Consider the following 23,788-nt stretch of genomic DNA (forward strand, 5'->3'; position numbering starts at 1 on the left):
TCTGCAAAAATTGATTAACAGTAAGTACACATATACTGAAAAGAACGATTAAAATTAGTTTGTAATAAGCTATTGTCTTTTTGTTCATGCCATTGTTATAATACTGTTGAATTAAATAGCTAAAATTTTCACGCTGTGGATTTTTCAAGAATATTTCTTTTTTCGCCACACAATTATCAGGAGATAATTGTGTGGCTTTTTATTTGTGAAAAAATTCAAAATGAGGGGGAACTATGATGAAAGCATGGTTTTATGTCATGTGCGTATTTCTTGGAGGTTGCAGCTTCGGAGTTCTTTCCACGTTTGTAAAACTGGCTTATGAAGCCGGGTTTACGATGTTCGAAGTAACGGGAAGCCAGGCAATAATTGGGGCCATTATGATTTGGATTCTTGCTTTGTTTGTTAAGAAACAGAAGTTAACAAAAAAACAGATCATAAAGTTGGCAATAAGCGGTTTTCCAATGGGATTAACAGGTATCTTTTATTATTACTCTTTAGAGACTTTAGATGCATCACTAGCCATCATCTTTTTATTTCAATTTATATGGATCGGTGCTATTGCTGATTGGATGATTCTAAAAAGGAAACCCTCTTCCCAAAAGATCCTGTCCATTATGATCGTGTTAATCGGTTCTGTTATGGCGGCAGGTATCTTGACTTCCGGAGAAAAAATAGTTGATTTGTCAGGTGCAATGTGGGGTGTCCTTGCAGCTCTATCTTATTCACTCTTTCTCTTAACAAGCGGTTTGGTTGAAAAAGAAGTACCGGCTATTCAACGAAGTGCCATTCTTTCGACCGGATCTATGATCATTGTATTACTTATTGCTAACCCATTATCATGGATAAATACTGATACGATCATAAATATAGCCCCATATGGAATGTTATTGGGTTTATTCGGAGTTGTTATTCCTCCAATATTATTTGCCATAGGAATGCCAAAAGTAGGTCATGGAACAGGCTCGATTTTAACAGCTTCTGAATTGCCGGTGGTCGTTCTACTCTCAATGTTTGTCTTATCAGAACGAGTTCAATGGATACAATGGGTAGGTGTACTTGTCATTTTAGTGGGGATCATTCTAGGGAATCGTTCATTTTTATCGAATCCTTTCTGGGAAAAGATTGGGTTATTAAAAGAAAATAAAAAGAATTTTACATCGTGAAAAATGGGCACAAACCGTCTCAAATGGTTTGGCCCTATTTTAATTTAATAAAATTCTGAAAAGAGAGAGTAAGTTTATGATAAAATGTGGTGAATTGGAAATATCTACTGTTTTATGGGGGGACATGTATGAAATCAGTAAATGTTTATCATTATGATGCGTTTAGCAAGGAACCTAATAAAGGTAATCCGGCAGGTGTTGTTCTCAATGGAGAGGATTTAACCGATGAACAGATGCAGGAAATTGCATTCAAAGTAGGGTTTAATGAGACTGCCTTTCCAGTTAAATCAGCAATTGCGGATATTAGAATTCGATATTTTACACCCGGACATGAAATGAATCTATGCGGACATGCTACAATCGCAACTGTATATGTGCTATGTTCAAGAGGGATGTTAGGGGATAAAAGGAATATCACAATTGAAACAAAGGCCGGTGTATTACCGATAAAGATTGATACTACTGCAAATGGTGATCTATATATAACAATGAAACAGGCCTCACCACAGTTTAAGGAATTCAATGGTTCAAGAGAGGAATTGGCCCATTCAATGGGAATATCAAAGGTAGATTTTGATCCCGAATTACCCATTTTATATGGTAGTACAGGAACATGGACATTACTAATTCCCATCTCGAATCTGTCTGCATTTGGAAAAATGAAACCTAATAATAAGCTATTTCCGAATATATTAAAGGAAATGCCAAAAGCATCTATCCATCCTTTTTGTTTGGAAACAATCGACCTAAAAGCTGATATGCATGCCCGCCATTTTTCTTCTCCATTTTCCGGGACAATTGAGGATGCTGTAACAGGAACTGCGTCTGGGGTTATGGGAGCTTATTATGCCAGCTATATAAACGCCAAGCAAGAAAATCCTTTACATCTAGTCGTTGAACAAGGTCACGAAATAGGAAAAGACGGCAGAGTTCATGTACAGGTAACAAAGACAAAAGATGATGTAGACATAGAAATATCCGGACATGCTGTTTATGTAAAGGATATTATAGTGACTGTAAACGAGTAGCATTCATTCTTATGAATTGTTAACCATAAGTTACATGACATCAGGCGTGAACTATATTTGTTCACGCCTGTAAGCATTACACCAAAATTGTATAATTTATCCCCCTTTTGTGGATAAATATGCTAAAATTATTGAGTCATATAAGAGAGAATATTAATATCATCGTCAAATCCTGTTTTGTTCCTAAAGAAAAAGGGAATTAGTGGACAAGGTACTAAACTGATTATTTATTTAAAGATATTATTACTGATTGTTTTTAATAAGTCTTTTAAAACTATGTAGGTTGATTGGAGCGGAAGGTGCGAGACTCCTGTGGGCTCAGCGCCCGCCCCACGGAAAGCGAGTATCCTGGAGCTCCAATCAACCCTCTCTATACTTATTACAAACAGCAAAGTTGCGAAAAACAACTTTTAAACAAGAAAACCGAATAGTAACTGAATAACAATTATTAGCATTCCTATCTTCGAGTACCAGTCACTTAATCGGGAAGCCTATAGGTATAGAAAAATTTATATATAATTCTTTATGATAGTAAGGAGAGAGGTAGATGGAGTCAATTTGGTTAGAATATGCTTGGGCTCTGTTAATACTGATCGGGTTGGAAGGATTATTATCCGCTGACAACGCTCTGGTATTAGCAGTAATTGCCAAGCATTTACCTGAAGATCAGAAAAAAGGGCAATAAATTACGGAATTTTAATGGCATTTGTATTTCGATTTGGTGCACTATTTGCCATTTCATTTATTGCAAACGTCTGGCAAATACAGGCGATTGGAGCAGCATATCTACTCTACCTCGGATTAAAGCATGTTATTCAAGCTAAATTCGGGAAAGAAAATGAAAATATTCGTGAGGAAAAAGAAAAGGAATCACGTGGAAAAGGTTTCTGGCCAACAGTAGGAAAGATTGGATTAGCTGACCTTGCTTTTGCCATCGATTCAATTCTGGCTGCGGTTGCTCTTGCCCTAGGTCTTCCAGATTCACCACTAGGCAATTTTGGTGGAATGGATGGAGGACAATTCATTGTTGTTCTTCTTGGTGGTATTGCAGGTCTTGTCTTGATTAAATTTGCTGCAACATGGTTTGTGGCACTTCTTGCAAAACGTCCGGCATTGGAAACGACAGCATATGCAATTGTTGCATGGGTAGGTGTTAAACTGGCTGTTATTACCCTTGCTCATGAGGATATCGGGATCTTAGATCATCATTTCCCTCACAGCACAGGATGGACTCTGGTCTTCTACGGAGTTTTAGTTGCAATTGCCCTAATCGGTTGGTTTGCACCTTCCAAGAAACCAATGGAAGAAAAGGGTTCCTAATAAGGTAAAAGAATTTAAAGGGTGAGTTAATTCAATGGAATTAACCCGCCCTTTTTGTTTTAAAAAACAACAAGCTCGTTTCAATAGAAAATGGTAAAATAATACCTGGATACTAGATAGACAAAAAGGTGGGTGAAAGAAATTAAAAATATCAAACGTATCTTGTTTATGCTTCTAGGCTTTATTTCTTTAGCAATCGGTATAGCGGGGACTGTTTTACCTATTTTACCAGGAGGTCCTTTTTATCTGTTTGCTCTCTTTTGCTTCACCAAAAGCTCTAAATCAGTTGAAACTTGGTTTAAGAGTACTTCTATTTATGAAAAATATGTTTTGGCCATATTACAGAAAAAAGGGATGACCCGCAGAGAAAAAATTCGCATCAATATTATTGCTGATTTCTTTATCCTCATTTCTGTTATTTATATTGATATTCTTATTTTGAAAATCACATTCATTGTCCTTGCTCTTTATAAACATTATTATTTCATCTTTAAAATAAAGACCATTAGTGCTGCTGATACGAAACAAGATAAGGCGCGAACTCTTTAGTTCGTGCTTATTTGCATTTTGTGAAGATTCCATCTTTATATAGGGATATCTCTCTATTTTTTTAATTTATATTGAAAATGATTATCATTACCATTTATACTGTTGGAAAGAACGAAAAAGGAGGAAAATGGAATGTTTATACAAATGAAGACAGTAATCGTGACTGAGGGAAATGCGGAGAAGATGGTGGAGCGTTTTTCAGGAGAGGGAATCATTGAGCAGCAAAAGGGATTTATTGATTTAAGTGTTTTGAAAAAGAAACAAAGAAGAGGTGACGAAGAAGTTGTCATTATGATTCGCTGGGAATCTGAAAGTGATTGGAAAGCTTGGGAGACGAGTGACATACATCTTGCCGGACACAGAGAAAAGCGCGGAAAGCCGTCACCATCGTATATTATTGAAAGCTCTCAAGATGTGTATCACGTTTTGAGCACAAAAGAATATAGAGAGCCTTCTCATATCCAATAATATCTTAAAAAAGTGATCGCCCAACACTCTATTGTTTTGGGCGATTTAATGATTCAACGAGCCATCCCTGTCCCCTTTCTTGTCATTAACATAAAAATCAAATAAGGGGCACCAATCACTGAAATCACAATCCCAACTGGAATATCAGCAGGCGCTAACAAATTTTTCCCAATCATATCCGCAACAAGTAATAACAAAGCACCAATTAATGCTGAAACGGGTAATACAGAAAAATAATTTGCACCGCAAATTCGTCTGGCAATGTGTGGAGCGAGTAAGCCGATGAATGAAATACCACCGCCAACTGCCACACATGCTCCAGCCAATGCAGCAGATAAACATAAAAGAATTCGCCGTTCTGACTCCACCTTTACACCTAATACCACAGGAACGGCCTCCGTGAATTGGAGAAGGTTCATCGATCTTGCCTTAAAAAAAGCAAGAGGAGATAAAATGACAATCCAAGGGAGCAATGCCCAAACATATGGCCACTGTGTTCCCCATATGCTTCCGGTTAACCATATGGTTGCCTGTTGAAAGTCTTTAGGATCCATTTTCAATTGAAGAATAATTAAAAGTGCGCCACATAAAGCATTAAAGCCAAGTCCCATGAGAAGTAACCGTCCAGGCTCGATACCGCCTTTCCATGAAAAACTATAGATGAGCAATGCAATCGTGAGGGCACCAATAAACGCAAAGACTGGTAATAGACCTGGTGAAGACAACATGGAATTCTTGTTTTCTCCAATCAGAAAGATACAAAATACAACAGTTAACCCGGCACCTGCATTAATACCTAAGATTCCCGGATCAGCTAAAGAATTGCGAGAAAGACCCTGTAAAATAGCACCTGATAGAGCGAGTCCGGCACCTATTAATAGTGCAATAAGCATTCTCGGTAAACGAAGCTGGTATAGGACAAGTTCTTGTTGCGAAGTTCCATTTCCGGCAAAGGTAGCAACTACTTCTTTTAAATGAATGGGGAGACTTCCTGTTGAAAGACTCATTACGAATACACTGAGAATGAACAATAAAATGGTGATCAAACATACTTTTGAACGAAGGACCGCTTCTTTCCAATCCATTACATATACCCTCTTTTCGTACGTGATAAATAAAGGAAAAACGGTACACCAACTATTGCTGTAATCGCACTTACCGGAGTTTCAAATGGAGGATTGATCATTCGGGCACCAATATCAGCAACAGTTAGGAGTAAGGCACCTGCAATGGCACTTAATGGAATCACGACTTGGTAGTTCGATCCTAGCAGGAGTCGAATAATATGTGGGATTACAAGTCCAATAAATCCTATCGCTCCAGCAATTGAGACGGCAACACCGGATAAGAGGACAACGGTGATGATCCCGATCCAACGTATGTTGGCAAGAGATTGTCCAAGCCCTGTCGCTACTTCTTCTCCCATTGCCAGTATTGTTAAAGAGCGGCTAATAAAAAGAGAAAGAATAAGACCAATCAAAATGGTTGGAGCCAAAATCATGACATGTACCCATTTTGTACCTGATAATCCTCCGGCAATCCAAAAACTAAGATCTTGTGATACTTGAAAATATAAAGCAAGACCAGTCGAAAGGGCACTAAAAAGCGTACTTAGAGCTGCGCCGGCTAAAGTAAGTGTGACAGGGGAAATTCGGTCCTTAGCCATAACGGAAAAAACAAAGACAAGACAGGCCCCTATTGCAGAACCAGCAAAAGACCATAACAGTAGATTCCAATATGATCCTGAACCTACAAAAGCAAGCGACACCGCGATCGCTAAGCCGGCCCCGTGTGTAATGCCAATAATAGATGGATCTGCGAGAGGATTACGAGTTAGCCCTTGCATAATAGCACCAGCCACCGCTAAAGCAGCCCCCACCAATGCAGCTGTCAAAGCACGGGGAATTCGAACCTCTCGTATGAGTTGGTGCTCAATATGACTGTTTTGGAACGAAAAAAGAGAATCTGCTACAACAGAAGGAGAAATCCAAACAGCGCCAAGCCCAATTGATACAAGTAAAAAAAGAAAAACGCACAATAATCCTGTTACACCTACTAGCATTGCTTTTTTTCGTATGGATGAATCTGGTTGCAGATGCACCACACTGGTGTTAATCGGTTTATCCATTCTATCCATCCCTTCAACCATTGAAAATGATCATCATTTTCAATTAGAACGTAATTGTTTATAAATCTACTATTGAAAAAGGTTTTTTGTCAATTCTTTTTCAACATTCTGGTAAAGAATTAAATGACACACAAACAAAAGGAAGGTGTATGTTATGTCCGCTGTAGAGCTGATGAATGAATGCTGCTTTAGGGTTTCTCCTCTAAAAATAAGGGAGGGAGTTGTTGAAAGAATAAATCTTTCAAACCAAACGAACACTCTTATTTATATTGCAGCAGGTATAGGTCAAATTTCCAATAAAACCGATTCAAGAAAGGTGACAGAGGGAAAAAGCTATATCATGACAGAGGAATATACCATCACATCTTTATCCGGGCAGCTTCTCACTGTTTATACATTGTCATGGAACATAGCAGGAAGCGGATTCTCTTTGCCAAAGTCCCTTCCACTAGCTGATCAAGCTCCGGCAAAAATAGTACCACTATGGGAGGAAGCCATTGAATGGCAAATTAGAACGTCCATGTCTGATTTGTGTAAATTTCAAGGGATTGTTTGGAATCTTCTCTCTTTGCTTACAGATCAAACAGAGGTAGATCGAATTGAGGAATCAAAAACATGTATAAAAAATCGTCTAACAAATCCTTATACGGTAACAGCTCTTGCTGAGAAAGCCAAAATGACACCAAGTTCTTTTACAAGAGCTTTTAAGAAACAAGTAGGCATGTCGCCAAAGGAATACTTAATACAGGAGCGCATGAAAGCTGCGAAAACACTCATGCTGCAAAATAAGGGAATAACAGCAAAGGAAGTTGCCTTAAAGGTAGGGTTGCAAGATGAATTTTATTTTAGTCGGATCTTTAAACAAAAGGTAGGACAACCACCAACGATCTATATGAAAAGAACAAAGGAACGAGTAGCTGTCGTGAGTCAGCTCTTTTTACAAGATCACTTGCTTTCATTGGGAATTCAGCCTGTTGCAGCGCCTGCTTATCCCACGGAATATCCCACTACTAAAGGGATTCCCAGCTACTTGAAATCAGAGTTGCATGGGACAAGACTACTAAATGCAGAAAAGCTGTTTCAACCAGAGGAAATTCTTTTCACACAACCGGATCGAATTATTAAAACACCGTTACATAACGGGGAAATTCAATCAGTTCTTTTATCACATCAACAAAATATCGATCATATTTCTTTGCAGACGGATTGGAATGACTACTTAAGAGAAATCGCCCGGTTGTTTCATGTAGAAAGCTTGGTAGATGGAATTGAACATGAAATAACTCGCTTGGAAACAAAAGTGAAAGATAAATTATGCCCGTTAACTAGGATAGGAAATTGGGCAATCATATGGATTCGACAGGAAGAAATACGTCTATATGGGCGACAGCATCATGCATGTCTTGACTTGTTTTATCAAAAACTGGGCTTTGAGCCACATCCGGATGTACCGGAAACAGGATATAAGGTTGTGACGGTGGAAGATCTGGCAAACTTGGATTGTGATAAGCTTCTTATACTCTGGAGTCATGAAAAAGATGTGTGGAGAGTCGTGCAATCAAAAGAATGGAAAGCGTTGAGGGCGGTCCAATCAAAGGAAGTGTATTATCCTAAAAGTCTGGAATGGGATCCGTGGGGACCGTTGGGAAGAAAGCATATGCTTGTTCAATTTGCGTCAGAGCTTCAACATTCAAAGCTTATTGACTAATTTGTCCATGGAAAAAGATAGAAATGTCCATGTTCTCCTCAATTGATAATTGTTATCATTATCAATGAAATTCATTATCATTTAGGAGGAAGTAAACATGATGAAACAAATAGCTTCATGGAGTATGGTGCTATTGCTTCTAGTATTAGCAGCATGCTCAGGTGGAGAAAACACGGCTTCAACTGGAGAAGCAAATAAAGAGGAAAATTCAAAACCGGAGGAACAGAAGGAAACCGTTGCTGAAACTCGTACAGTTGAACATTTATATGGGGAAGCAGAAGTGCCGATGAACCCGGAAAAAATTGTTCTTTTATCACATGTTTCATGGGAGGGTTCACTCGTATCAGTCGGGATGAAACCATATGCAGTTATGGCATACGATAATGAATTCCCGCCACACTTAACTGAAGAATTAGAGGGAGTAACAGCTCTTCCTTATGCAGATGAAATTGATCCAGAGGAAATTGTAAAGTTAAATCCGGACTTATTAATTATTAGTGATCGTTACAAGCCTCTATATGATCAATTAGCTGAAACAATACCAACTGTAGTTGTGGAAGTTGGGGGAGATTGGAAGGAAGATCATTTAAAAGTCGCTGAAGCAGCCGGGAAATTAGAAGAAGGACAAAAGGTGATTGAAGATATGGAAAAAGAAGCTGAAGAAATCGGTCAGCGTATTAAAGAAAAAGTCGGTGATGAAACATTTATGGCAGTAGCCATTAATAAGAAAGATATTCGTGTATTTGGAACAACAAATCATGCAACAAATTCACTGCTTTTTGATGATTTAAAACTAACTCCTGCAGAAAATCTTCCAGAAGATTTCGGTGAGAATATATCAATTGAGGGATTAGTTAAATACAACCCTGATCATATTTTAGATGTAACGTATTTTAATAGTGGTGACTATTATGATTCCGTTACAGAAGGCGAAGTATGGAATAACCTGGAGGCTGTGAAAAACAAAAATGTACATACCCTTACAACTACATGGGGTTTCTGGGATCCGATTGAACGCCAAAAAGGGTTGAAGGAAATGGAGACATTATTATTAGGTGAATAATGACTACCATGTAAAAGATAAATACGTAACCGTTAGTAGTCAAATAGTCTTCTGTAAAGGAAGACTATTTTCCTCCTCGTTATTGAGAATGATTATCAATTATTAGGACTAAAGATCTAAAAAGAGGTGTAATAATGGATTTAACCGCCAAACAGATTGCAGTAGAAGCAACATTACAAGCATTTCTTAATTGTTATTTGCGTGAAGTTGATAGTGGATTCTGGATAGAAGCAGAGAAATGGAAGAAAGAAAATCGTTCCTCCTGTATGTTTAATGGTCGCGAGATAGTTGAACTGCATTTACACATGCAAGGTGCTAAATATGCATTTGAGGTACTTTATCAATCTCAAGTTGGAAAACACCAAATTGGCAGAACACTTAAATATTGTCCAAAGAAAAACATCTGGCAAACAGAAGATAGATTAAACATCATGATGAGCCTTATTCAAGAACTTCACCTAATGGCAAGGACGAATGGTTGCTATGAACTTGCATCCCATTATGATGAACTCATTCTTCGGGTCATAGAAAGCTATCAAACGATGACTCACTATATTGAAGGAAGAAAAGATGATCTGCCTCTATTATCTGAAGGAGATTCAACATTTATTGAAAATGAACAGTCGCTTTTATTTGGACATTGGCTTCACCCTACTCCTAAAAGCAGGCAAGGAATGTCAAACTGGCAGCAACAAAGCTTTGCACCTGAATTAAAAGGCAAGTTCCAGCTGCATTACTTTCAAGTCGATCAGGATCTCATCTCAGAATCAACAAGCATATCAGAACATGCGAGTAACATCATCCTTCAATCCGTAGTGAAGGATCTGCCATCTTTCACAATAGTAGAGGGGACTTGTTTGATACCCATGCATCCACTTCAAGCTCAATGGCTGCTGCAGCAGGATGAAGTGAAAAAGGCAATGGAGTTAGGAACGATCAAAGATCTTGGCATGTTGGGACCTCACTTTACCGCAACATCTTCAATAAGAACGGTTTACTGTGAGAAAGAAGACTGGATGTTTAAATTCTCGATTCCTGTAAAGGTAACAAATTCGTTAAGAGTCAATCAAAAGCACGAGCTTAAAGCAGGAGTTGTTATGTCACGACTTCTTAAAAAGCTCCCATTCTTGGCCAAGTATCGATCCTTCTCAATTATCGAAGATCCTGCCTATATTACAGTAGACTTTCCACATAAAAGAGAATCAGGATTTGAGGTGATTATGAGATCGAACTCTTTCAAGGAAGGAAAAACCAAAGGAATCAGTTCAATTGCCTCCATTGTGCAAGATCCTTTTCCTAATCAAAAATCACTCCTTAGTAACATGGTTACGAGGAATGCACATAGAGAAGGCAGGTCAGTGGAAGAGGTGAGTTTCGACTGGTTTGATAAATATTGGTCTTGTTCAATTGAACCATTGATCCGCCTTTACGATGAACATGGAATTGCGTTGGAAGCACACCAGCAAAATAGTGTACTCGATGTATCAACAGGTTATCCGGAACATTACTATTATCGTGATAATCAAGGCTACTATCTCTCATCATCACGTCAAAAGGAACTTCTTTTCATGGAACCAGGTCTTTTTGAAACATCAGAGTTATTTTATGACGATAACTTGATTCAAGAAAGGTTTACTTATTACTTAGTGGTTAATCAGCTCTTTTCTGTGATGTATCGCTTTGGAGCAGATCAACTCTTAACCGAAACAGCCCTGATAAACATGACAGTCCAAAAATTACATGCCCTAAAAAAAGATCTAACAGGGCAAGGAAAAAGGTTTGTTCACAAATTACTTTATGAAGAAAAGTTGTCACATAAAGCAAATTTATTAACGAGATTCCATAATGTAGACGAATTAACAGCTGAGCTAGAGCAAGCCATTTACACCCAAATCGCCAATCCCCTTTTTGTTCATCACAAGGAGGAAAAAGATGCAAAAATCCTATCATATACCTTCTAACAAGATATCTAATCGAGTGAAGAAGCAGTTGGTTGAAGCGATGATGTATGAAGGGTTAATCGTTTATGAGGAGGTAAGCAATGGAGTTTTTCACCTCTATGGTAAGAAGCAGACATATTGTGGCAATGGTAGAAGGAGTGCATTTGATCGGATTCGCCTAAACGAAGCAAGCATCTTTCAGCTATTACCTGACGATCAGGTAAAAGAAGTAACAATGGATGAGCTGCTAAGAGAATGCATCAATGACGAAAGCATTTATAAGCGTGTTTTTCATGAACTCTCTCAAACAATCAAACTATGTGAATGGAATGAAAAACACCTAACGTCACCTTCATCTAGGAGACATTCAAGTTATGAGGAACTGGAGTCTGAGGTTGTTGAAGGACATCCTTATCATCCTTGTTTTAAATCCCGAACAGGTTTCACATTAGATGATCATAAAGCTTATGGACCGGAGGCAAAACAGGCGTTTACGCTTAAGTGGACAGCTGCGAAAAGAAACAGTGTACATGTCACTATATTGGAGGATGAACAGAAGTTTTGGAAGAGAGAGCTCGGTGAAGACATGTGGCAAGAGTTGAATGTGCAACTGAAACGATCAGGCGCAACATTTGAAGAGTACACATTTCTACCCATTCATCCATGGCAATGGCAATCTCTATATCCGCAATTATCACATTTACTAGCAACAGGTGAGCTGATTTCATTGTCTGATAAAGGTGATCAATACAGAGCAACGCAATCTGTACGCACACTATGGAATCAATCCAATCCGAACAAGGCGTATCTCAAACTGCCGATGAATATGGTCAACACTTCATCGTTAAGAACGATATCATCACCTTCTATTTGTGCGGCACCTTTTATTTCAGAATGGCTGGAAAAGATTCTACAATCTGATCCTTATTTAGCTCGTGATGCTGCTTTGGTGATGTTAAAGGAATATGCCGGAATTAGTGTTGAATGTGAGGAGAGTCTTAAGTTACATGGTCAGCTTGGTGTAATTTGGCGGGAAAGTATTAGAACCTATATGAAGGAAGACGAAGAGGCTGTCCCATTTACAGCCCTTATGATGATTGAACAGGATGGACAATTATTTATTGATCATTGGCTTGCTCAATATGGAGTCGAAAACTGGGTAGAGCGATTTGTGGAAGTAAGTGTAGTTCCAGTATGGCATTTGTTAGTCGCACATGGAATTGCCATTGAAGCACATGCTCAGAATATGATTTTGCTTCATAGAAACGGGTGGCCAACGCGAATTGTGTTACGTGATTTTCATGAAAGTATTGAATATAAGAAGGAATTTGTTTCGATTTCTCAACTTGTTCCAGATTTTGAAAAGATCCATAAAGAATACCGAAATGCCCCTGCAGACCACTATTATTGGATGTCATCTGTAGAAGCATTGAGAGAATTAGTGATGGACACACTGTTTGTTTTTCATTTAAGTGAACTGGCCTATCTTCTTGAAGAAAAAGGGTTCTTATTGAAGAACTATTTTGGAAGAAAATAAAAATGGCGATCTCAAACCATTTGAAGAAACATCCTGATTTACAACAACGTCATCAAAAAATCCACTACGAAAAACCAGATATTTATGTTGAATCTCTAGTAACAAAAAAGCTTCAAAACGAACAAAAAGAATATCGCCATTTAGTAAAAAATGTGTTTAGTCAAATTGATTAGCAGGAGGAATAATTCATGTTCTATGTGAATGACCAACATTACACGATAAAAGATGTACAAGAGCAGTTTCGTTTATTTGATCAAATACCATATATAAGAGAGTGTAAGAACCACCGTTTAGCGGTTTGTCTGTCGGATGCTTTTCAATGGCTGTCTCTTCTCTTGTATATTCGGGAAAAAGGGGCATCTGTGTTTCCGATTCATCCATCCACCCCAAAGGACGGGGCCATTCGTCTAGCAGAGAAAGCGGGTAGAGATCTATTATTCTTCCAGACTCTTGATTCGGTTATTAATTTATCAAGTGTTAGGTATGAAGCAGCTGGGGGACTTATTCAAATGAGCTCAGGAACAACAGGATCTCCGAAAATAATCGAACGTACGTGGCGTTCAATTGAGGAAGAGTTAAATAGCTATGTTGCCTCATTGCCTGTTGAACAAGGAACATCTTCGGTTGTAGCATGTCCGATTACCCATTCATATGGACTAATTAGCGGTGTATTGGCTTGTTTAAAAAGAGGGGTAGAGCCTATCGTGATCACAAATTTGAATCCAAAATATGTGATCAAAAAACTGCAGCAACATAAAAAACATATCCTTTATGCTGCCCCCTTTGCTTCATACATTAAGTCGTTTAATGAAGAATGGTGAACAAATGGATTGTGTGATGACTTCCGGTACAGTTATGCCGTCCAATTGGCTGAATTCCATAAAAGCTGTATCACAGAAGGTTTTTCAGCAGTATGGGTGTTCGGAAGCGGGATGTGTTGCTATTCATTCTGAACTAAAACATCCTGCTGAAATGGGGACCCCGCTGCCACATGTGAAAATAGAGGCTGGTGAAGAGGACAACCCTGGAGAAGTTGTCATTCATTCCTATGATAAGTCGATTTATACACGCGATTTGGGCTATCTAAAAGAAGGAATTCTCGTTTTTCTATCCAGAATTGATGACACCATCAATGTCGCTGGCTTAAATGTGTATCCACATGAAGTTGAAAATATCCTACTTGAGGAACCGAGAATCAACGAGGCTGTTGTTTATAAAATGAAAAACAAACTCTCAGGTGAGCGGGTATGTGCACAATATGTTTCAAATGAAAGAATTGAAGAATCTGAACTGAGAGATTGGTGCAGCCGATTTCTTGCTCCACATCAAATACCATTGGAATTTAAACAAGTAGAGGAGATTGGGAAGCTGCAAAACGGAAAGATTAGCAGAAACCAATTAGCGGAGTTACATATATGAAGAGAGAAAAAATGATTGAGATGATTTATCACATGTTAAAAGATAAACTGGAGCTTCCTACAATGGCGGCATTTCATGAGGAAGCACGTTTAAATGAAGATCTATACATGGATTCGGTTATGATACTTGAGCTCATTTTGTATATCGAATTGGATTTTGGAATTAAAGTTCCAGATGAAATGCTTGTTCCAAAGGATTTTCAAACCGTTCATACAGTCATTGAGTTTATTAAACGTCAACAATGTGAAGCACATGGAGGAATAAAATGATAAAGGTTCATTGCTTTGTTAGCTGTGTTTGTGAAGTGATCAAGAAAACGAAAGGTGTCGATCATAGACCCTATTATTTTGGTGTGTGGGATGCTGATTTTGATGTGGTAAACGGAAAGTTAACCTATCATTCCGATCAAATTGACCATGAGTTCTTTCAGACATGGTATGAACTGCTTTATGGAGTGAAGTTGTTTAAATGGTATGACGAAAAGAAGTCTAAATCTGAGAATATTGAAGAACTCCAAAGATTGATCGAACAAAAAAACAACCACACATCTGTTATGGTGATGCTTGACTTATCGATGCTGCCGGAACGGGAAAATAAATTTCATCAAAGACCGTTTCCTCATTATGTCATGCTTGAAAAGACAGAGAGAGAAGATGAGTGGTTCATGTATGACCCTGACTTTCGATGGGAAGGCATCCTTCCAAAAGAAAGAATTCTTCAAGCTATTAATGAACCGAGTGTTGAAGGTGGTTATTATTTTCACGCGTCGGATATCCAACCGCCAACGAAAGAAACAATCCAAGCCTACTTTCATACATGCATTAAACATGATCTCAATCCGATAACAGAGACAATTGGTGAGATCATCCATAATGTAGCGGAAGGAAATCCTCACCAAATCAAGCTTTCGCAAGCCTTAAAACAGCTGCCTGTTTTAGCGATTCGAAAATATGCCTATGAACATGCTTTTGCCTATTTTTGGGAAGCCCTCGATCTGGAGGAAGAAGGATTTGAACAGTGGTGTACGGAAATCGAACATCTTGTTAAAGGCTTTACCACGATTCAATACCGCGCAATGAAGTATGAAGTAACGAAAGATCCTCTTATTCTTGATTTGATTTTTGAAAAACTGCAAGACCAAAATGAACTGGAATTTAAAATAAAGAAAGGTTTGCAGATTTGTTTCAACAAATGGTTACAAATGCAATGCCTTTCTCAAAAAGAAGGTGAACCAGTACGATGAAGCTTTCAATTTGTACCATCTCTTTTCGACACCATCTGTATTCAATTGATCAGATTGCTCATTGGGCGAAGTCACATCAGTTTGACGGAATCGAGCTTTGGGGAGTACATGCCAAAAATTTGCGGGACGATACCCATTATGGAGAAGAATGGCTCAACGCCTATGGGTTAGAAACAAGTATGATAAGTGATTACCTTCCTTTAGATGCCGATATTGACACAATGATCAAAGAGACAAACGATCTGTCAAACATCGCGAAACATTGGGGTACAAACAAAATTCGTACATTTGTCGGACGAAAGGGAAGTGGACAAACAAGCCGTCAGGAGCGAAAAGAGCTTGTACAAAAGGTTCGTCTTATTTGTGAAGAATTACACGCAAAAGGACAATATCTTCTGGTAGAAACTCATCCAAACACACTGGCAGATCAACTTGATTCTACATTAAATCTATTACAAGAGGTTCATCATCCGGCACTTCGGATTAACTTTGATGTCCTGCACGTGTGGGAGTCAGGAATACATCCAATTAAAGCAATGAAAGAGCTTCTTCCATATATCTCTCATTTTCATCTAAAAAACATCTCGTCACGTGAAAAGCTATCAGTATTTGCGCCTGACAATGTCTACGCTGCTGCAGGAACAAGAGAAGGAATGGTGCCGCTATTTCATGGGAAAGTAGATTACCAAGAGTTTTTAAGCGAAGCTATTGAAACAATGGACATCAACGCTTCTTTAGAATGGTTTGGACGGAATGTGAAGGATGTGTTAAAGAAGGATGCGAGTGAGGTGCGAGAATTACTTCAGCAGTTACTGGTGAAGCAGATATGAGTATAAACTATAACATACCATTTGTTTAGGTACTAATAAAATCGTAAATGGCACCATTGCCAGAGTGATAGAAACGTCTAAATTCCTTGTTAATACTGGAATGAGACGTTTTTTCTTATTTTATCTTTAAAGAAGGAAACGAGTTATTAACACGTTTTTGAAGTGAAGAAAAACTTAGTTCTATGCTATGTATCCTTCATAATTTTTAGGCTCAAAAAAATATAAAAAATACCTGTGTAGTAAAAATTCCACAAAGGTTATGAGTATTTGGGTTGAATTGTAAACTACCCCTCAAAGAAGGCTTACTTAAAGAACGATATATGATTTTTACACTCTAATTAGTATTCTTCAGTTTATCCTCTACCATAAGTTTTTTATAATTTTCTCCCCAGTCTTTCATTAAGAGAATAATTGGTTCTAATGTTCTCCCAAATTCTGTTAAAGAATATTCGACTTTAGGGGGAATTTCTGGGTACACTTCTCTATGGATAACCCCATCATTTTCCAATTCCCTTAACTGTAATGATAACATTCTTTGAGTAATACCTGGCATTAATGATCTAAGTTTATTAAAACGTTTCTTTTCATCAATAAGGTGGAATAAGATAACACCTTTCCACTTTCCCCCAATAACATCCAGAGTTGCTTCTACTGGACATCCTTCAGGACAGCCGTATCCACTTTTTCTATTTCTCATCTCTCTGTCACTCCTACAACAATGGTTTTTTCTCTATAACTATTAGATAAATAATACTGTTTTGAAACATACTAATCTTACCATATTTTAGAAAAAAACTCCTAAACCAATGCCATCAACCCCTGTATAAATTACTTGTGGTAAATGATTAAATCTAAATCCAGCGGAAAAATAAGAGATTAATCTTCTTCATGAGCTTTATGAACAGTGTTAGAGTCTCACTAAACGTTAATTGTTCGATTACACAACTACCTACAAAGGTTTACTCCATAACTAACATTAATGTAACTATCTCACATAATTGTGCCTACTTACGTTTCACCACCTGAATTACTATAATTGTAGCTGAAATTACTTTTATAGGAGGCAATTACAATGAAAGCTATAGGTTTATACAAATACTTACCGATTGAACATAAGGAGAGTCTTATTGAGGAAAACATTGATAGACCAGTACCTACTCAGCGAGACTTACTTGTAAAAATCAACGCAATTTCCATTAACCCAGTTGATGTAAAGGTTCGTTCACCTAAAGAAAAGGAGGAAGAAGCTCTAAAAATTCTTGGTTGGGATGCTTGTGGTGTAGTTGAAGAGGTGGGTCCGGATTGCTCAATCTTTAAACCGGGAGATAAGGTTTATTATGCAGGTAGTATCACTAGACCAGGAAGTTATAGTGAATATCAGTTAGTAGACGAAAGAATTGTTGGGAAAAAACCAGAAACATTAAGTGATGCAGAAGCAGCTGCTTTACCTTTAACTGCCATTACCGCATGGGAAGGTTTATTTGATCGATTAGGTATTGAGTTGCATAACAAACAAGAGAATACGAACAAGACTATTTTAATTATTGGTGGAGCTGGTGGAGTTGGGTCTGCTGCTATTCAGTTGGCTAAATTGGCTGGACTAACAGTTATCTCAACAGCTTCTAGAGAAGAAAGCACAAAATGGGTTAAAGAACTTGGATCAGATTTAGTGATTAATCATCATCAATCTTTCCGACCCCAATTAGAAAAGTTTGGTTATAGTGAAGTTGACTATATCTTCTGCTTAAATAATACAGATCATCACTGGGAAAGTATGGGTGACGTCATTATTCCTCAAGGTAAAATTTGTTCAATTGTTGAAAACAGTAAACCACTAGATTTAAACGTTTTAAAAAGTAAAAGTGCTACATTTATTTGGGAGTTCATGTTTACAAGAGCAATGTATCAAACTGCTGATATGGTTAAACAGCATGAATTATTAACCTCATTAAGCCAGTTAATTGAAGAAGGTAAGTTCCGTACTACATTAAAAGAAACAATTTCTCCAATTAATGCCGATAACCTTCGTAAAGCCCATGAAATGGTGGAAACTGGTCAAATGATAGGTAAAGTTGTTTTAGAGAGTTTTTAATCTTTTAAAGACGTCAGTATAAAGATATCTATTATTTCATTAATAAAAGCCACTTCTATCATCTCTAACATAGAAGTGGCTTTTAAGGATTATTCTGGAATGGAGAGAAGAAGAAGTTGAACAAGAACCAATTAATTAAAGGTACAATCTTATGTTTACTAACTGTTCTATCATGGGGAGGACAGTTTCCTATTATGCGGAGTGCATTAAAACAAATAGATCCATTTTCATTTACAGCTATACGTTATACGGCTGCTACTCTTATATTTTTATTACTTCTCCTATTATTTGAGGGTAAGAAAAGTCTAAAGGTTGAAGGGAATCTTCTTCTTTTATGGTTCTACGGTACGATAGGGTTTGTGGGTTTAAATTTTTTAATGTTTTCAGGTCAAAAAATGGCGGGAGATACAGGTGCCTTATTAGCGTCTATTGTGCTGGGTTTAATGCCGTTGGTTAGTTTAATCATCATATCGATCGCTAAGAAAAAAGGCCAAACGCAATAGTTTTGCTTTCAATTTTTTCTCACTCATTGGAACTTTACTGGTTGTTACAAAAGGAGATCCAGAAGCTTTTCTTTCTGCAGGGAATAATGTCGTACCCATGCTAGGGATGTTAATTGGTGTGATTTGTTGAGTGTTTTACACGTTGGGGGCTAATAAGTTTAGTGGTTGGTCACCGTTAAGGTATACAACTTGGAGTTGTGTTCTTGGTGCAATCTCTATTAGTCTTATTGTGCTTGCCTTTAGTTTAGTTGGAATAATAGAATTGCCAACACTTACACTTGTTAAAAATGTAGGGCTTGAATTAGGTTATATGATCCTTTTTGCAGGTGTTTTAGCAGTGTTTTGTTGGAATGCTGGTAATAAAGCTCTTACACCAATAAATGGTATCCTTTTTATTAATCTTGTACCGATAACTACTATTACTATTTCGGTTATACAAGGGTACCAAATATCTTCTATAGAGATTGTCGGAACACTAATTATAATTAGTTCATAATCATGAATAACTTATATCAAAGGAAAATGTTACAAGATAATAAGACTAATATGAATGGGCCTATAGTTGTGAAAAAAGCATAGGTAATTAAAGGACTTCATTTATCAACATCCTATTTTAGTATGCTACCAGAGTTATATAAAGGTGAAAAAATAACTTATTGGAAAATAGATACCATGAAAAAAGATAAGATTATTAAAAATGCATATTGTAGAATATTTACTGCATTAAATAAAGGTAAATAATGATAGGGCAATCCGATGACAGCTTGGGTTGTCTTTTTGTATGTATTCTTAGTACATTTAGGTGGTTTCATTAACACGGTGGTTTATTAAGCAATCTGGCCAGATTGTTGAATAACGTGTGTGAATAATAAGCTAAAACTATGAAGGAATGTAGTTAAAATAATTGTGCAGGTTTATTTAACACCAAATGATCATGTATTATAGTGTTAAGATGACGGCTTTCAAAGGAAGATTAAATTGAAGAATAGATTTACAATTGGAGAAATGGCTAAACTTCATAATATGACGTTAAAAACTCTTCGATATTATGATGAAATTGATTTATTGAAACCTATATATACAGATGAAAACAATGGCTATAGATATTATTCAACAGAACAATTTGAACAGTTGAATACCATTCACTATTTAAAGGAATTAGGCTTTTCATTAAAGGAAATTAAAGGACATCTGGATCACAGGAATATCGAAGGTTTTTTAATTCTATTAGAGGAGCAGAAACGATTAACAGAAGAAAAAATTAAAAAACTAGAGCAAATTAATAGCAGGTTTCAAAATAGAATAAAGGACATTAAACGGGCACGAGCAATAAAGGAATTGGATGTTCCATTCATAAAAAGGATGGAAGAAAGAAGGATAGTAAGGTTAATGGAAAGAATCAGTTCAGAACCAGAGCTGGAAGTTTCCCTGCGGCAATTAGAGAGTCAGTCCAATAGGAGTTCTTCTATATTCATTGGGGGAGTGGGTCTTACCTTAAGTATTAATAATATAGTAAACAACAAATTCAATGAATATAACTCAATATTTATTTTAATTGAAGAAGATGATATTCAGAGTCCTTTAGTGGCCACCATTCCAGAAGGAATGTATGTTTGTATTTATTATAACGGTAATCATAGCGCTTCCCCTGAACATTATCGAGCCTTACTGAATTTTATTAATGATAATGGTTTCGAAATTATCGGGGACTCCATTGAAAGAACAATAATAGACCATTATATCTCCGGTAGTAAAGAAGACTATTTGACAGAAATACAAATACCAATAAAGTATTGACCCTCACCTAACGGGAGGGTCTATATTTTTAGAATAGGAAAATAGTTAAAAGGAGAAATAATTATGTTTGGAACAATCTTTAATACAATGATGATACTAATAGGTAGCATTGTCGGTAGCATCTTTAAAAAGGGAATAAAAGATGAATATCATAACATTCTAATGCAGGCTATGGGGTTAGTTGCATTGGGGTTAGGAATTAATGCGTTAGTAGAACATTTACCTTCTAGTAAATATCCTGTACTTTTTATAATAAGTTTAGCAGCAGGGGGATTGCTTGGTCAAAGGATGGATTTGGAATCAAAATTTAATGCTTTAGTTAATAAGTATTCCAAGGGTAATTTAGCTGAAGGGTTAGCGACTGCTATCTTATTATTTTGTATCGGAACACTATCGATTATTGGTCCTGTTGAGGCAGCGTTAAAGGGAGATTATACGTATCTTCTTGCAAATGGGATACTGGATGGAATTACTTCTATTGTTTTAGCATCCACATTTGGCATTGGTATTGCTGTTTCAGGAATTGTTTTATTTATTTGGCAGGGTTCGATTTATTTAATTGCTATTTTAATGGAGAACTCCATAAATAATGATCTTCTAAACGAAGTGACCATTGTAGGAGGTATATTAATCATAGCATCAGGTTTAAGTATTTTGGGGATTAAGAAATGTAATACCTTAAATCTTCTACCATCAATAATAATTCCTCCACTTGTTTTTTTTGTTATGCATTTATTCAATTTATAATATCTGCCTATATATTGCACTTAAGGGGAAACGTTAATTCAATAACAATCTTCAGCAATCTAAGCGCCATTCTTGAATAAGGATGGCGCTTGTTTTTTATTTAAAAGGCCAGATTGTTGAACAATATCTTTTAAAAAAATTTTAGTCTTTAGAATAATTTAGAGACCTGACTAAGTAATTTTTCAGAAAAAGGTAAATGGTACTTTGAGTCAAGCATATCAGTAATTATGTTGAAATTTACAATCTGAGCATTTAACGATGACAAGGTTAAGTGCTTTTTTAATTTTGGCACTAATACATATGATAAAAACATCATTATACTAGAAAATATAAATTAATATTCAAAAAAATATGAGTTTCTGTGGCTGCTATACATTGATTCTTATTTGTAATATTTAACCTCTTATGACTACTTTCTTACCACTTAACAGAGAAATGGAAAACCACAGAAGATAATATGTTACAGTATGAACTAGGAGTGGAGGTATGTATGAAAATTCAACTAATAATTGATGAAAAGATTCAAGAAACCGAAATACAAATTCATGCAAAACAGTATAATGAGCAGATTGAACGACTCATGAAACAACTACAAGATATAAAGACAACAACTGCGATAGATGGTTACTTACATCAGGAAATTCATATGCTCAAAATTAAAGATATTTATTATATTTATGCAGAAGAAGCAAAGGTTTTCTTACAGACGGTTGATCATGAATTTGAATCCAAACGAAAGCTTTACGAATTAGAAATGATGTTATCACATGATTTTGTCCGAGTGAGTAAATCTATACTGGTCAATATTGACAAAATAACTTCTATTCAAATGGGACGTATTGGCTCCACAGAAATCATTTTAGATGATGAATCATCAGTACGTGTGAGTCGCAAATATTTAAAAGAATTAAAAAATCGTCTAGGCATTGGGAGGGATTAATGGATGTATGAAATTTTACGTTTTTCCATGATTGGTCTACTGATTGGGTTAAGTTCATCTTATACTTTTCAAGCATTATTTAACCCAAAAGCTGTAATGACAGGGAATGAGCTTAGCAAAGAATATCTTATCGCTGGGATATTAGGCATAGTCATTGGTTGGATTTCATTAATTTTTAAAACAGAACGATTCAGTTTTACAATACAACTTATCATTCATTTTGTTCTCGTAACAATTTGTGTGCTAGCTGCTGGTTATTTTGGGGAATGGTATGAAATTACGAATATAAACTCAATGTTAAGCTTATTAGTTTGGATGATTATAATTTATGTGATTAGCTGGATATTTAGTTTAGTGTTAATCAAAAAGGATATAAAAGAAATGAATCAAGCCATTCAAGAGAGGAAGAAATTGAAGGATGGTAGGGGATGAATAAAATTAAGCTTCTATTTATTATTTCAGCTATTTTTATATCTGGTTATTCCGTTGTTCAGTATTTTATTATGGATGCATGTCAAGCGGGATTTGTTCAATTGAAACTATTGTTTACTTCCACATTGAATTCTCTTTGGTATATCATGCTTTTTATACATATCATTTTCGGAATAGCAGCGTTAGTAATAGGCCCTTTCACACTATTTGCAAAGTTTAGGGAAAAAAATATCAATCGTCATAAAATATTCGGTAGGATTTATATTATAGGAGTTTTCTTTGCAGGTGTATCAGGACTTTTTTTAGCTATGTATGCAACAGGAGGAGTGATATCACAATTAGGTTTTAGTTTTTTATCTGTTTTTTGGTTAATAACAGCATTTCAAGCACTCGTTAAAGTAAAAAACAAAAATATTCAGGAACATCAAAGGTGGATGATTAGAAATTATTCTTTAACTTTTGCAGCAGTTACTTTAAGAATTTGGTTACTATTGTTCACCTTAGTATTTGGTTTTGAGAACTTTAATTTCAGTTATGCTATTATTGCATGGTTATGTTGGGTGCCAAATTTAATTGTCGCACAAATGATTATACAAAGGAAAACTAAAATGAGTAGAAAAATGTTATTAAATACTACTAGCCATACTTAAAATGACTTCAATCTTACGTAAACGAGCGCTTATCTTAAATAAGGTAAGTGCTTTTTCATGTTAGGGCCAGATTGTAGCATAACGAATATGAAGATTTAAGTTAGAATTAGGAAGTAATGGTGAAGTTTACGTACAAAAACTATGGGGGGCAGATTAATGAAAAAAGGTATTTCCACCTTTTTATTAATTTTCATTGGTATAGAGAGTTTTAAGTAATTTGTATAGAAAAGG

25 protein-coding genes and 1 pseudogene are annotated in these 23,788 nt (G+C 36.4%); 23 read left to right on the forward strand and 3 right to left on the reverse strand.

The window, feature by feature from the left end:
* The first annotated feature begins 233 nt into the window (after positions 1 to 233).
* The 5 genes and pseudogenes from AC0L8O_RS00255 to AC0L8O_RS00275 all read left to right on the forward strand — a co-directional run bounded on the left by AC0L8O_RS00255 (position 234) and on the right by AC0L8O_RS00275 (position 4,528).
* Entirely contained in the window at positions 234 to 1,163 is a 930-nt protein-coding gene (locus AC0L8O_RS00255) for an EamA family transporter (RefSeq protein ID WP_473446098.1), read from the forward strand.
* Positions 1,164 to 1,291: 128 nt separating this feature from the next.
* Positions 1,292 to 2,191, forward strand: coding sequence for a PhzF family phenazine biosynthesis isomerase (locus AC0L8O_RS00260; protein ID WP_473446099.1), 900 nt, complete (start codon positions 1,292 to 1,294; stop codon positions 2,189 to 2,191).
* Positions 2,192 to 2,738: 547 nt separating this feature from the next.
* Positions 2,739 to 3,511, forward strand: a pseudogene (locus AC0L8O_RS00265) (TerC family protein).
* A gap of 132 nt (positions 3,512 to 3,643) precedes the next feature.
* A complete protein-coding gene (locus tag AC0L8O_RS00270) occupies positions 3,644 to 4,060 on the forward strand; it encodes a YbaN family protein (protein ID WP_473446100.1) in 417 nt (138 codons plus the stop codon).
* Between the two features lie 132 nt (positions 4,061 to 4,192).
* On the forward strand, positions 4,193 to 4,528 hold the full coding sequence (locus AC0L8O_RS00275; protein ID WP_473446101.1) for an antibiotic biosynthesis monooxygenase family protein: 336 nt from the start codon (positions 4,193 to 4,195) through the stop codon (positions 4,526 to 4,528).
* 53 nt (positions 4,529 to 4,581) lie between these two features.
* Here AC0L8O_RS00275 and AC0L8O_RS00280 read toward each other — a convergent pair whose 3' ends face one another.
* Together AC0L8O_RS00280 and AC0L8O_RS00285 are read right to left on the reverse strand one after the other, a co-directional pair.
* Positions 4,582 to 5,613 (reverse strand): FecCD family ABC transporter permease, encoded by a 1,032-nt coding sequence (locus AC0L8O_RS00280; protein WP_473446102.1) that lies wholly within the window; start codon positions 5,611 to 5,613, stop codon positions 4,582 to 4,584.
* On the reverse strand, positions 5,613 to 6,656 hold the full coding sequence (locus AC0L8O_RS00285; protein ID WP_473446103.1) for a FecCD family ABC transporter permease: 1,044 nt from the start codon (positions 6,654 to 6,656) through the stop codon (positions 5,613 to 5,615). The genes AC0L8O_RS00280 and AC0L8O_RS00285 overlap by 1 nt, the downstream gene beginning before the upstream one ends.
* A gap of 154 nt (positions 6,657 to 6,810) precedes the next feature.
* Between AC0L8O_RS00285 and AC0L8O_RS00290 the strand changes: the two genes are divergently transcribed.
* From AC0L8O_RS00290 to AC0L8O_RS00335, 10 genes are all read left to right on the forward strand, one after another.
* Complete coding sequence (locus tag AC0L8O_RS00290) at positions 6,811 to 8,364, forward strand: helix-turn-helix domain-containing protein (RefSeq protein ID WP_473446104.1); 1,554 nt, start codon at positions 6,811 to 6,813, stop codon at positions 8,362 to 8,364.
* 97 nt (positions 8,365 to 8,461) lie between these two features.
* Positions 8,462 to 9,427 (forward strand): ABC transporter substrate-binding protein, encoded by a 966-nt coding sequence (locus AC0L8O_RS00295; protein ID WP_473446105.1) that lies wholly within the window; start codon positions 8,462 to 8,464, stop codon positions 9,425 to 9,427.
* Between the two features lie 134 nt (positions 9,428 to 9,561).
* Positions 9,562 to 11,388 (forward strand): IucA/IucC family protein, encoded by a 1,827-nt coding sequence (locus tag AC0L8O_RS00300; protein ID WP_473446107.1) that lies wholly within the window; start codon positions 9,562 to 9,564, stop codon positions 11,386 to 11,388.
* Entirely contained in the window at positions 11,360 to 12,904 is a 1,545-nt protein-coding gene (locus AC0L8O_RS00305) for an IucA/IucC family protein (protein WP_473446109.1), read from the forward strand. The genes AC0L8O_RS00300 and AC0L8O_RS00305 overlap by 29 nt, the downstream gene beginning before the upstream one ends.
* A gap of 2 nt (positions 12,905 to 12,906) precedes the next feature.
* A complete protein-coding gene (locus AC0L8O_RS00310) occupies positions 12,907 to 13,077 on the forward strand; it encodes a hypothetical protein (RefSeq protein WP_473446110.1) in 171 nt (56 codons plus the stop codon).
* A 15-nt stretch (positions 13,078 to 13,092) separates the two neighbouring features.
* On the forward strand, positions 13,093 to 13,725 hold the full coding sequence (locus tag AC0L8O_RS00315) for an AMP-binding protein (RefSeq protein WP_473446111.1): 633 nt from the start codon (positions 13,093 to 13,095) through the stop codon (positions 13,723 to 13,725).
* A gap of 4 nt (positions 13,726 to 13,729) precedes the next feature.
* Positions 13,730 to 14,323, forward strand: coding sequence for an AMP-binding enzyme (locus AC0L8O_RS00320; RefSeq protein ID WP_473446112.1), 594 nt, complete (start codon positions 13,730 to 13,732; stop codon positions 14,321 to 14,323).
* Positions 14,320 to 14,592 (forward strand): petrobactin biosynthesis protein AsbD, encoded by a 273-nt coding sequence (gene asbD / locus AC0L8O_RS00325; protein ID WP_473446113.1) that lies wholly within the window; start codon positions 14,320 to 14,322, stop codon positions 14,590 to 14,592. Before AC0L8O_RS00320 ends, asbD begins: the two co-directional genes overlap by 4 nt.
* Complete coding sequence (locus tag AC0L8O_RS00330) at positions 14,589 to 15,566, forward strand: DUF6005 family protein (RefSeq protein WP_473446114.1); 978 nt, start codon at positions 14,589 to 14,591, stop codon at positions 15,564 to 15,566. The genes asbD and AC0L8O_RS00330 overlap by 4 nt, the downstream gene beginning before the upstream one ends.
* Positions 15,563 to 16,396 (forward strand): sugar phosphate isomerase/epimerase family protein, encoded by an 834-nt coding sequence (locus tag AC0L8O_RS00335; protein WP_473446115.1) that lies wholly within the window; start codon positions 15,563 to 15,565, stop codon positions 16,394 to 16,396. The genes AC0L8O_RS00330 and AC0L8O_RS00335 overlap by 4 nt, the downstream gene beginning before the upstream one ends.
* Before the next feature lie 334 nt (positions 16,397 to 16,730).
* Here the strand turns inward: AC0L8O_RS00335 and AC0L8O_RS00340 are convergent, their stop codons facing one another.
* The gene (locus AC0L8O_RS00340) at positions 16,731 to 17,093 is read right to left on the reverse strand and encodes a winged helix-turn-helix transcriptional regulator (RefSeq protein WP_473446116.1); all 363 of its coding nucleotides are present in this window, start codon (positions 17,091 to 17,093) and stop codon (positions 16,731 to 16,733) included.
* 375 nt (positions 17,094 to 17,468) lie between these two features.
* Between AC0L8O_RS00340 and AC0L8O_RS00345 the strand changes: the two genes are divergently transcribed.
* The 8 genes from AC0L8O_RS00345 (at position 17,469) to AC0L8O_RS00380 (ending at position 23,557) form a co-directional block, all read left to right on the forward strand.
* Entirely contained in the window at positions 17,469 to 18,488 is a 1,020-nt protein-coding gene (locus tag AC0L8O_RS00345; protein WP_473446117.1) for a zinc-binding alcohol dehydrogenase family protein, read from the forward strand.
* Positions 18,489 to 18,604: 116 nt separating this feature from the next.
* Positions 18,605 to 18,991 carry a DMT family transporter gene (locus AC0L8O_RS00350; protein ID WP_473446118.1) on the forward strand — a complete coding sequence of 129 codons (387 nt, stop codon included), beginning with the start codon at positions 18,605 to 18,607 and terminating at the stop codon, positions 18,989 to 18,991.
* 130 nt (positions 18,992 to 19,121) lie between these two features.
* Complete coding sequence (locus AC0L8O_RS00355; protein ID WP_473446119.1) at positions 19,122 to 19,487, forward strand: EamA family transporter; 366 nt, start codon at positions 19,122 to 19,124, stop codon at positions 19,485 to 19,487.
* Positions 19,488 to 19,969: 482 nt separating this feature from the next.
* Positions 19,970 to 20,788, forward strand: a complete 819-nt coding sequence (locus tag AC0L8O_RS00360) for a MerR family transcriptional regulator (protein WP_035198865.1) — start codon at positions 19,970 to 19,972, stop codon at positions 20,786 to 20,788.
* Between the two features lie 63 nt (positions 20,789 to 20,851).
* Positions 20,852 to 21,535: a DUF554 domain-containing protein gene (locus AC0L8O_RS00365; protein ID WP_175638444.1), complete on the forward strand. Its 684-nt coding sequence runs from the start codon at positions 20,852 to 20,854 to the stop codon at positions 21,533 to 21,535.
* 490 nt (positions 21,536 to 22,025) lie between these two features.
* The gene (locus tag AC0L8O_RS00370) at positions 22,026 to 22,475 is read left to right on the forward strand and encodes a LytTR family DNA-binding domain-containing protein (protein ID WP_473446120.1); all 450 of its coding nucleotides are present in this window, start codon (positions 22,026 to 22,028) and stop codon (positions 22,473 to 22,475) included.
* A gap of 3 nt (positions 22,476 to 22,478) precedes the next feature.
* Positions 22,479 to 22,907: a DUF3021 domain-containing protein gene (locus AC0L8O_RS00375; RefSeq protein ID WP_473446121.1), complete on the forward strand. Its 429-nt coding sequence runs from the start codon at positions 22,479 to 22,481 to the stop codon at positions 22,905 to 22,907.
* Complete coding sequence (locus tag AC0L8O_RS00380; RefSeq protein ID WP_473446122.1) at positions 22,904 to 23,557, forward strand: DUF2306 domain-containing protein; 654 nt, start codon at positions 22,904 to 22,906, stop codon at positions 23,555 to 23,557. Before AC0L8O_RS00375 ends, AC0L8O_RS00380 begins: the two co-directional genes overlap by 4 nt.
* The last annotated feature ends 231 nt before the right edge of the window (positions 23,558 to 23,788 follow it).

The organism is Metabacillus sp. KJ11-3 (assembly GCF_055808295.1).